This window comes from Cyclobacterium xiamenense, from assembly GCF_042140265.1.
Lineage (GTDB): Bacteria > Bacteroidota > Bacteroidia > Cytophagales > Cyclobacteriaceae > Cyclobacterium > Cyclobacterium xiamenense_A.
Genome location: NZ_CP159481.1, coordinates 4,343,438 through 4,354,327 on the forward strand (window position 1 = coordinate 4,343,438; position 10,890 = coordinate 4,354,327).

General features: G+C 47.7%; 7 protein-coding genes and 2 tRNA genes. 2 read left to right on the plus strand and 7 right to left on the minus strand.

Translation table 11 applies throughout. The annotated features are described in order from the left end of the window. Nucleotides 1-47 precede the first annotated feature (47 nt). Both ABWH99_RS17680 and ABWH99_RS17685 read right to left on the minus strand, forming a co-directional pair. The gene (locus ABWH99_RS17680; RefSeq protein ID WP_375583149.1) at nucleotides 48-1,379 is read right to left on the minus strand and encodes an MATE family efflux transporter; all 1,332 of its coding nucleotides are present in this window, start codon (nucleotides 1,377-1,379) and stop codon (nucleotides 48-50) included. Between the two features lie 97 nt (nucleotides 1,380-1,476). Next, the gene (locus tag ABWH99_RS17685; RefSeq protein ID WP_375583150.1) at nucleotides 1,477-2,931 is read right to left on the minus strand and encodes a DUF294 nucleotidyltransferase-like domain-containing protein; all 1,455 of its coding nucleotides are present in this window, start codon (nucleotides 2,929-2,931) and stop codon (nucleotides 1,477-1,479) included. A 504-nt stretch (nucleotides 2,932-3,435) separates the two neighbouring features. On the opposite strand from ABWH99_RS17685, the gene ABWH99_RS17690 reads away from it, so the two are divergent. Further along, nucleotides 3,436-3,509 (plus strand) — tRNA-Arg (locus ABWH99_RS17690). A gap of 60 nt (nucleotides 3,510-3,569) precedes the next feature. Continuing rightward, nucleotides 3,570-3,642, plus strand: a tRNA-Lys gene (locus tag ABWH99_RS17695). Nucleotides 3,643-4,190: 548 nt separating this feature from the next. On the opposite strand, the gene acnA is transcribed toward ABWH99_RS17695, so the two are convergent. The 5 genes from acnA to ABWH99_RS17720 form a co-directional block, all read right to left on the minus strand. Then, the gene (gene acnA / locus ABWH99_RS17700) at nucleotides 4,191-6,971 is read right to left on the minus strand and encodes an aconitate hydratase AcnA (protein ID WP_375583151.1); all 2,781 of its coding nucleotides are present in this window, start codon (nucleotides 6,969-6,971) and stop codon (nucleotides 4,191-4,193) included. Between the two features lie 137 nt (nucleotides 6,972-7,108). After that, entirely contained in the window at nucleotides 7,109-8,083 is a 975-nt protein-coding gene (locus tag ABWH99_RS17705; protein WP_375583152.1) for an MlaD family protein, read from the minus strand. Next, nucleotides 8,080-8,832: an ABC transporter ATP-binding protein gene (locus ABWH99_RS17710; protein ID WP_375583153.1), complete on the minus strand. Its 753-nt coding sequence runs from the start codon at nucleotides 8,830-8,832 to the stop codon at nucleotides 8,080-8,082. Before ABWH99_RS17710 ends, ABWH99_RS17705 begins: the two co-directional genes overlap by 4 nt. A 2-nt stretch (nucleotides 8,833-8,834) precedes the next feature. Further along, complete coding sequence (locus ABWH99_RS17715) at nucleotides 8,835-9,632, minus strand: MlaE family ABC transporter permease (protein WP_375583154.1); 798 nt, start codon at nucleotides 9,630-9,632, stop codon at nucleotides 8,835-8,837. A 55-nt stretch (nucleotides 9,633-9,687) separates the two neighbouring features. After that, nucleotides 9,688-10,851: a response regulator gene (locus ABWH99_RS17720; protein ID WP_375583155.1), complete on the minus strand. Its 1,164-nt coding sequence runs from the start codon at nucleotides 10,849-10,851 to the stop codon at nucleotides 9,688-9,690. Nucleotides 10,852-10,890 lie beyond the last annotated feature (39 nt).

The following is a 10,890-nucleotide window of genomic DNA, read 5'->3' on the forward strand; positions in this document are numbered from 1 at the left end:
ACGGGCACGATTCCCTTTAGCGTGGAAAAGACCGGTAGGGTCCAGCGCTAAAGTGCATCTGTGCCCTTTTTGAGGTAAAAATAGGAAATGGCAGCCGCACCGCTGTCTGCCAAAGGGAAGGAGTACCAAATACCGTCCAAACCGAAAAAAATTGGTAATATAATCACCAGAGGTACAAGAAAGATGCCTTGTTTACTCAATGCCAACAAAAGGGCAGACGTAGGCTTTCCAATCGCCTGAAAATAGGCACTACCAATCAGGCTAAAAGCCAGCAGCGGAGTCGCCAAAAAGGACTTTCGCATGGCTGGAATGGTTTCATTGATGAGGCCTTCATCCGAAGTGAAAATTTGAACCAGTGGGCCCGTAAAGCTCATGATCAGCACAAAAATAAGCAACGCGATCAGACTCGAAGTACGGAGTGCCAGCCGTATGGCCTTGTGCACACGTTCGTTTAGTTTCGCCCCGTAATTATAGCCGGCGATGGGTACAAAGCCTTGCGTGATTCCCAATACCGGGAAATTCGCGAACATCATCACCCGGTTAATTACCCCGTACACCGAGAGTCCCATCTCGCCCCCATACTTGAAAAGCTCGTTATTCAATACAATGGCGAGGATACTTACCATACCTTGTCTGGCCAAGGTGACCGCTCCCAGGGATGCAATTTCTTTGGCCAAGGCAAAATCGGGAGTAAACCAGGACGCCTTTACCTTCATGATCGATTTCCCAAACAAAAAGAACCACAAGGTATAGGCAGCACTAGCGACGTACGAGAGAGTGGTAGCCCAGGCCGCCCCCTCCAGGCCCATTTCCAGCACTACAATAAATACGGGGTCCAGAATAATGTTGAATACTGCCGGCACGATCAACGTGTACATGGCCACCTTCGGATATCCTTCCGCGCGGATCACGTTATTACTCATCATGGCCCATGCAAGAAAGGGAATCCCCATTAAAATGATGTTGAAATAGGATTTTGCCGGCTCAAGAACCTCTCCCTTTCCTCCGAAAAGCTGCAATATCTCATCTGAAAATAAAAAGCCGAGCCCAACGAACAAAACCGCCAAGGTCAAGGTCATTCCGATCTGATTTCCAAAGGTAGAGAATGCCCTCGCTTCATTTCCATCTCCAAAGGCCCTGGAAATAACCGAGGCTCCCCCTACACCGATGGACATCCCGATACTTGAAATCAAAAAAGTGATCGGAAGAACGACGGTAATGGTCGCAATGCCAATGGAACCCACAAAACGACCCACAAAAATCGTATCAACTATTCCATATATTGACAACACCAAAATGCCAACTGCGGCAGGAACGGCTTGCTGAAGCAATAACCTACCAATGGGCACCTGTCCAAAAGCATGATTGTTTTTCTCCATAGGATGAGAATCTCACAAAAAACGAAATTCCTGATGTGGTTTATCCAGGCAAATTACCGATTTTATCTCAATCGGCGAACCTCCACGAGCAGAACACCTAAAAAGATTTGGTGAATTGGATTTTCACCTTAACCTGGAGATCCCGAATCACCTTGAATATTTCCTTGATGGTGGCGGCCTGAACTTTGGTCAACGAGCTAATCTTGATGTAATTTACCGGATCTTGCTTCTCATGGACGAGGGCCACGGCTTGCTTTTCCAGACGAAGGCCCATGAGGTAATAGTAGCCCTGATAAAGCTCCTCCGCTTCTTTTTCGGAGAATATCCCCTTTTTCGTCAAAATTTTTAGCCTTTTCCCGGTATTTGTTTCAAATACCCGGTTTGCGAGTGCGTACAGGCGGATAGCATCTACCATCGGGGTCATCGCTTTTTTTATGTCAAAAACCTGCTCTTTCTCTATCTTGAACGTGCGAATATTGCTCAGCCAGGTCAATTGCGGATCGTACTGTAGCGTATTTTGCGCCATATTGAAGAAAAAACGCTCCAATGGATGGCGCAGCTGCTCTTCCATAAAATCCTTTAATGCGTCAAGCAGAAAAAAATCACCGTAAATGGGTCTGCAATCAAAAAATGTCCCGTAATTCATCACCGTCTCCATGGAGGATTCCTGAAACCACCCGGCATAATTTGCTTTCCAATGCGAAAGGGAGTGGGTCCACTTGGGATTGCTGGCCATAAACCCTCCCTTGCAATAGTTGAAACCAATTTTATTCAGTCGCTCAGAAACTGCTCGCGCAACCGCCAAAAAATAAGTTCGTACCAACTCCCGTTGCTCGTTTGCCTTGTCCTCATAGATAATGGCATTGTCCTGGTCTGTTTTTAAGGTTTGCTCCTTTCTCCCCTCACTCCCTAGCACGAAAAACACAAATTTTGCGGGCGGTGGGCCATTTTCCTTGATTACCTGCTCAATGACCCGGAGCGTAATAGCGTCTGCAATGGCCGAAATTATCTGATTAATGATCTCTGAACGTACGCCGCGTCCAATCAACTGATCAACAATTCCAGGTACCTGCTTCCATTTCTCCAGTAACTCCTGCTCGCTCACTGCGAGCTTTACCGATTGGATAAACACAAAGGGTGATTGGGATTGGATTGTTAGTATTTTGTTACGGCTGGTGACACCGAGATAAGCACCCTGTTCCTCTACCAGAAGGTACCGGCTCTTGGTTCGAAACATTAGCAACAAAGCTTCGTAAACAAAAGCATCTTTGGAGATGGAGACCAGTGCAGGGTCCATGATCTGAGACACCGGACTTTCCACAGAGACTCCGGAAGCCAAGACGTTGTCCCGCAAGGTAATGTCTGTAATCACCCCCTGAATATCTCCGGTCCCGGTACCAACGAAGAGACAGCTCGATTTCTCATCACGCATGATGCTGGCAGCCTCCAAAACGGACGTTTCAGGCGGGCAGTAGAGAATTTTCTTTAGGGGAATATCTCCGACGGTCTTGACATAAAAGTCATCCATGGGAGGTAATGGCTCCTGCGTCATAACAGCTTTTTTGCAAAGATCCGTATTCCCTTCGAGTAATTAAAAAGTAATTGCCAATTACTATTTGTAATTAGAGAAAAGCACCTTACATTTGCACAAGCTTTCAAAAAAAGCACTCCCAGACAGGCTGAAAAGCCTGTTTCTGTTTATAGAAAATGGTTCTTTTGCTACTGCAAACGACAAACTACTTCCTGCTGATTGGGTGGGTTTTGATCTAGGGTAGATGCCAGGGGGGTGTAACCCAGAAAAGCGACCTCGTGTGAAACGCGAAAGAGCATCCCGACTTTTTAGGTCGGGAAGGTTTCAGGTTCAGCAACAGACAGCAAATAAAATAGGAGCCTCGGGCTAAACTCGAAAGAGCATCCCGACTTTTGGGTCGGGAAGGGTTCAGGTTCAGCAACAGACAGTAAATAAAAATAGGAGCCTCGGGCTAAACTCGAAAGAGCATCCCGACTTTTGGGTCGGGAAGGGTTCAGGTTCAGCAACAGACAGTAAATAACATATGGTCCTGTAGCTCAACTGGATAGAGCAACTGCCTTCTAAGCAGTAGGTTTCAGGTTCGAGTCCTGACAGGATCACCGATTATAAGGCAGTGGCCGAAACGTTATCGGACGTTTTCTCTGTCTTAGAAAAAAATCGATTCCGTAGCTCAGCTGGTAGAGCATAACACTTTTAATGTTAGGGTCCTGGGTTCGAACCCCAGCGGGATCACATCCATGCAAAAATCCTGTGAGCACTCGCAGGATTTTTTATTTTAGCAACCTATCCATCCTTCCCGGGAAAGGTGCAGGAAGCGTCCCGGCAAAAGACGCGGACGGTCGCTGCTTCAAGTCTTGAAACGATCACCAAACGGTAGGCGGTAATTGAGACTTTAGCGGACGCTTTCGCTACCGTTGAAAAACCATCGATTCCTGAGCTCAACTGGTGGCGCATACCGGTACGCACGAAGCACTTTCTGCCCCGATGGAAAGGCCAAAAAAACCAGCTGAAGTATCCTTGGAATACAACTTCTGCTTTTTTCGTATCGGCCCTCGTAAGTGCGACCCAGGGGAGGAGCTTCCCTTGGAGCGGTATTTGGAAAGCGGCCCGTGTAACCTTGGGCTCCGGCTGAAATGGGGCCAAACGTCAAACCCGAAATAGGCTTCATCCCGGTTAAAAAAACCGAACGCGTCGTCGGTGGCATTCCCATTGAAAAGGCGTCAAACAAAAAAAGCAGCTACCGGTGTGCTGGCAGCTGCTTTTTCGAGGACAAGCTCTCGTCAGGATTTCAAGAACTGTCGCAACACATAATGCAGAATACCTCCGTTTTTGTAGTACTCGATTTCGATGGCGGAATCCAGTCTGGCTATAAGGTCAAACTTTATTGGACTTCCATCTTCTTTAATGGCGGTAGCTTTCAAGACTTTTAACGGACTGAGCCCTTCGCTAATTCCCTCAATGGAAATTTGCTCTTTGCCGGTAAGCCCCAGCTTTTCGGCGGATTGTCCATCGGCAAACTGCATGGGAAGCACCCCCATTCCCACGAGGTTGGAGCGGTGTATGCGCTCGTAACTCTCGGCAATGACCCCTCTGATTCCCAGAAGTGAGGTGCCTTTCGCTGCCCAGTCACGAGAAGAACCACTACCGTATTCTTTCCCCGCTAGTACCAAAAGGGGCACTTGTTCGCTACGATACCGCTCTGAGGCATCAAAAACTGTCATTTCTTCACCGGAAGGCATGTGGACGGTGTAGCCACCCTCCTTTGAGGTGAGCTGGTTCTTGATCCGAACATTTGCGAAGGTCCCCCTTACCATGACCTCGTCGTTTCCTCTTCTGGACCCGTAGGAATTAAACATACCTTGTTCCACTCCTTTTGCTATCAGGTACTTACCGGCAGGAGAGGTGGGTGAAAAGGATCCTGCGGGTGAGATATGGTCGGTGGTAATGGAATCACCCAATTTCAAAAGAACGCGGCCGTTAACAATGTCCGCTGCCTCGGCCACCTCCTCTGATATCCCTTTAAAGAACGGGGCTTCTTTGATGTAGGTAGAACGATCGGACCATTGGTACACCTTGTCTTCCGGTGCTTTCAGCGCCCGCCATTGTTCGTTTCCTTCGAAGATCTCTCCGTAATTTTTTTTGTAATCGTTTGGCGAAAGGACGCGGTTGGAAACTTCGAATATTTCCTCGTTGGACGGCCAGATGTCTTTCAGGTACACCGGTTCCAGATTGGGATCGTAGCCAAGGGGTTCATTATTCAGGTCCACATCCACCCTGCCTGCCAGCGCGTACGCAACGACCAACATGGGCGACATGAGGTAGTTCATTTTCACTTGCGGATGCACCCGGGCCTCAAAATTTCTGTTTCCGGATAATACCGAGGCCACCACCAGATCGTTTTCTTCAACTGCCTTGGCAATGTGTACCGGCAGGGGACCGGAATTACCGATGCAACTGGTACAGCCGTAGCCGACTACGTGGAAACGCAAGGCTTCCAAATCGTCCAGCAACTCGGAATGTTTCAAGTAGTCGGTTACAACTTTAGAACCGGGAGCCAGGGATGTTTTGACCCATGGCTTAACGTCCAACCCGCGTTCCCTTGCTTTGCGGGCTACCAGACCCGCCCCAATCATCACGCTTGGGTTGGAAGTATTGGTACAAGAGGTGATAGCCGCAATGACCACCGATCCGTCATGAAGCGCAAACTCTTCGTTATTCAGCTGTACCACGACCGTCTTTAAGCCGTTTTTAACCTTGGTTTCAATTTCTACTTCCTTCTCGCCTGTAGGCGTCGGTTTTTGCACCGGCTGATTGCCTCCTCCTTCGCCGTACCACCGCCCGACATCTCGTTTGTCGATCGGAATGTAATCCCTGCCATGCACTTCTTTCAGCAGCTTTCCGAATTGATCCTTGAATTCCCTCATGAGGATCTTATCCTGAGGACGCTTGGGTCCGGATACCGTCGGTTCCACGGTACCAAGGTCCAGTTCTACCACCGTTGAATAGTTGATCTCATCTTCATTCGCCCGCCAGAGCATGTTGGCTTTGGTATATGCTTCCACCAGCTCGATCTGCTCTTGCGAACGGTTGGTACGAGACATGTAATCCAAGGTGCGGTCATCGATGGGGAAGTAGGTGACGGTACAGCCGAATTCGGGAGACATGTTTGCAATGGTGGCCCTGTCCGGTACGGACAAACCATCCAATCCCGGACCGAATACCTCCACAAATTTCCCTACCACTCCCTGGCGTCTAAGTAATTCCGTGATGGTCAAAACCATGTCTGTGGCGGTGGTACCCAGGGGTAGCTTACCCGTCAGGCGCAGACCCACCACCTCCGGCATGATGAAATAAATGGGTTGGCCCAACAGGGCAGCTTCCGCTTCAATGCCCCCAACTCCCCATCCAACCACGCCGATTCCATTGACCATGGGCGTATGGGAATCTGTTCCGACCAATGTGTCCGGAAAAACGTTTCCGTCTCTCGCGATAACGCCCTGGGCCAGGTATTCGAGATTTACCTGATGACAAATCCCCATTCCGGGGGGTACCACAGAAAAATTGTGAAAGGACTTTTGTGCCCACTTCAGAAATTCGTAACGTTCCCCGTTGCGCTCGTATTCTACGTCGACGTTACGCTTGTAGGAATAATTGGTGCCAAAATAATCCACCTGCACGGAATGGTCCACCACCAAATCAACGGGAATTAACGGATTGATCTTTTCAGGATTTTTTCCTTTTCGTACCGCTTCCGCCCGAAGCGATGCGATGTCAACCACGGCAGGTACACCGGTAAAATCCTGCATCAACACCCTGGCAGGCTTATAGGGGATGTCTTTGTCCGATGCTTCCGGCTTCCAGTGTAGCAGGGTTTCAATGTTTTCTTTGGTAATGGCAAAATCGTCGAAATTCCTCAGTGCATTTTCGAGAAGAATCCGTATGGAGAAAGGTAATTTGTTGATCGCGTATCCCTGTTGCTGCAGGGCGTCCAGACTCCAGTAAGTCAGGTCGCCTTTAGGAGATGGTAATTTCTTCTTTATTTGAAATGGATCATTAGCCATGCGTCGTATTGGTTAAATGATAAAAAAGAGTTTCTTACAAACTTGGAACCGCTTGGGGTTTCCAATACCTCTAATATAGGTTATTTTTGGCGAATTTCGAAGCAAATCCGTATCCATAAAGCCTGGTCCACACCGGGCTATTCGGCTTTCTCTTTGGCTTTTTCCATCTTCCGAAACGAACCACGAAACAGCCAATTGTACCGCAGCGCTTCCAAGGTTTCGTTCAAACGCACGGTGCCGGTATCCAGGTTGATCATGGTATGCTTCAGGTAAGTGGCAAACTCCTCGTCGTTCAGCAACATGCCAAGCGCATTGTCAGAATCCTGAAGGTTTTCGGTCATATTTTTCACGTTTTGTGAAACATCGTTGACCTGCCTACCCGTAGCTTCCAGCTCCATAACGGTGGATTTCAAACTGGCAAACACCGTCGTGTCGTTTATCAGTTCATCGACGAGTCCCCCCTTTTTATTAAGTTCCCTGGAGAAACTAGCTAATTCCGATGTCATCCGGCTACTATTTGCGGCCGTCCGTTCCAAATTAGCCATGATCTGCTTGAAGTTTTGTACGAGCACACTATCGGTGAGCACAGCGCCCACGATGCCCTCCCCGCTGGCAATTTTATGGGTGAGAACCTTCAGATCCTCGGTGATGGATACCAGATTATTGTTGTTTACCTGAAGGGTCTCCATCATCTTATCGGTATCCAACGGCATCTCGGCATCCAACCGGTCTCCCTCTTCTATCGATGGGCCTTGTCCCGAACCTCCGTAAATCACGATGATTTTGTTTCCAATCAACCCATCGGAACTGATTGTTGCCTTGGAATTTTTCTTGATGTATTCTTTGGCGGAGGATTCAATGTTCATTTCTATCTCAACCTGGGATTCTCCGTAAAAATTAATTTTTTTAACGGTTCCGATTTTCACCCCGGAAAACCAAACATTGTTTCCCGGCTGCAAGCCTCCCACATCATCGAAAACCGAAAAAACCCGAATGCTTCTCACGAATGCTTTCTGCTGCGCACCCAAGGTGAGAATCCCGGTCACCAAAATAATTATTCCAATCAGCACAAATATGCCGACGGTAACCGATTTTTTGTTATCGTTTCTCATTGTTTGATGAAATTATAGTCATAAAATGATTTTACTCTATCGTCTTCGGCCCGCTCAAAGACTTCGTCAAATTGTCCAGTCTTTCCAAAAACTCCGTCCAATAATACGGCCATGCGATCCCCTGTCACCTTTGCACAGGTGAGGTCATGGGTAATGATGATGGAAGTCGTTTTGTACATCTCGTTTACCTGATTGATCAGATTATTGATGTCCATGCAGGTAATGGGGTCCAAACCCGCGGTGGGTTCGTCGTACAACATGATCTCCGGCTTTAAAATAAGCGTCCTGGCTATACCGATTCGCTTCCGCTGTCCGCCAGAAAGCTCGGAGGGCATTTGATTGATTGTTTGTAGCAGCCCCACGCTATCGAGTACCTCTTCCACCAGTTTGTCTTTTTCTTCCCTGCTCAGGTTCTTGACATTCCGCACGAGTGGAAACTCCAGATTTTCCCGCACGGTCATGCTGTCGTACAGGGCACTAGCCTGAAACGAGAAGCCGATCTTCAGTCGGAGTTCGTTAAGTTTCCGTGAATCCAGATCTTTTACTTCCTGGCCCAGCACCCGCACCGAGCCTTCATCCTGGGTCAACAAGCCAACCATTATCTTGATTAACACCGACTTTCCACTACCGGATTTTCCAAGCACGACCAGGTTTTCTCCTCGATAAAGATCCAAATCCACGCCCTTCAGCACGTGTAGGTCTCCAAATGATTTGACCAGGTTTCGCACCTGAACTACTGATTCTCTCATGGTTAAAGTTGTCTAAAGAAATTGGTTACCTGCAAGGAAAGTAACTCCTCGATGAAAATCAAAAACATGGCCATCACGACCGCAGAATTTGCCGCCTTGCCTACCCCTTCGGTCCCCTTGGTGGAATTGTATCCTTTGTAACAGCCGACAATCCCGATGGTAAACCCAAAAACCAGCGACTTCAGCATGGAAGAAGTAATGTCGAGGAAGGAGATGGCATCAAATACCTGAACAAAAAACGTGCTAAGGCTTACCAACTCGTTGAAATGAACGTTTACGAACGCACCCAAAAGCGCCACAAAATCGGTGTACAATACCAGAATCGGTATCATAAATGTGCTGGCCAAAACCCGTGTAACCACGAGAAACTTAAAGGGGTTGGTCGCCGAGACCTCCATGGCATCGATTTGCTCGGTCACCTTCATCGAACCGATTTCTGCCCCGATACTGGAGCCAACTTTTCCGGCGGCAATCAGGGCAGTGACCAGGGGTCCCATGGCGCGAACCACCGCAATGGAAATCAAAGCCGGTAACCAGGAAGTGGCGCCAAATTCCGACAAAGAGGGCCTGGATTGATTGGTGAATACCACCCCCACAATAAACCCCGTGAGGGAGATCAGTGGAAGGGAGTTGTAGCCGATTTGGTAACACTGTCGGATCACCTCCTTAAACTCGTAGGGTGGAAACCATACTTCTTTAAAAAACCTTTTGACAAAATCGTACGCACGCTCCAGGCCTAGAAAAAACCTGTCGATCCGTTTACTGATTACTTTGTCTTTGTTTGTGGGCTCTCCCGACATATCATGGTGATTTTAGTTGGAACTAGGAATCGAATGCAAAAATCAAGCTATACTTCTAAACGGCCAAAAATTCAGCAATATTTTCATCCTTAAGCGGCTTTACTATAAATCCCGTCACCTGTTTGAAGTCCTTACTTTTTTCCACATCTTCCGGGTCAAGGGAGGAGGTTAGCATTTTTACGTCTCCCTTGATACCTCTCTGCTCCATCAATGTCAAAAAATACCAGCCATCCATTTCCGGCATGTTGATATCCAACAATATCACGTCTGCCACATTTCTCTCCAGCCAATTCAGGGCTTCGTAGGGGTTTTCAAAAAAAACCAACTTGAGCTTTTCGTTGACCTTTAATAAAATTCGCTTGTTGATCATGTGCTGCACTTTGTCATCGTCAACAAATACGATCGTTTGCTGTTTTTGCTCCACCTCTTTCGATTTTAGGTCTTTATCCATCAGTAGTCTGTTCATCTCTTGAATCTCGGTATCCAAACGAAGAGCTGCTTCCTTCAGCATCCGCAGGGCATCTCCGGAAATTCCCTGCTCTTCCAGCTGAATTAATCCCAATATATTGGCCAATTGCGACCGGATGTTGTGTGAGTTTCGAAAAGAATACGCCCTCAGTTGTTGGTTTTGTTGCTGCAGCGACTCCGATAACCTTCGGATTTCCTCCAGCGATCGATGGACCTCCGAGTGGTCCAGCGCCATAACCAGAACCATCCGATGTGTCCTGCTTGTGAATGGAATAGTGAAAAGATCAACGTAACGTGGTTCGTAAAACTTATCGATCATGACAACGTTGCGATACGTATGATTCTCTCCATCCAGCACCTTCGCTCCTATTTTTGAGGTGAAAAACTGGGATTGAAAATGTTGAAAGGGATCCGGAAAGCTTGCCGTACCGTACATAGAATCCGCCATTTCATTCGAAAGTTCCAGTTTCCGGTTTGCCAACGAAAAAACCCAAACGCAATTAGGTAGCTTATTGAAAATCTGGTAGGAAAGTCCGCCTTCCAGGCTACTGTCTTTTCTGTTCGTGCGTAGGAAAATCCATGAAAACAGCACCAGCATACCTCCGGAAAACAAGCCATACACCTGTACGAATTGCCAGGTATTTTCCTGAAAGAAAACCCATTTAAAATTCCGGATCAGAAAGGGAGATGCAAGCAGAGCGAGTCCACCTGTCAACCCAACTAGCCAAACCGAATAAATTGTTGGTTTCATCTTCCACGTCAAAGGGATAAAGGTAATCATTTTCACCCA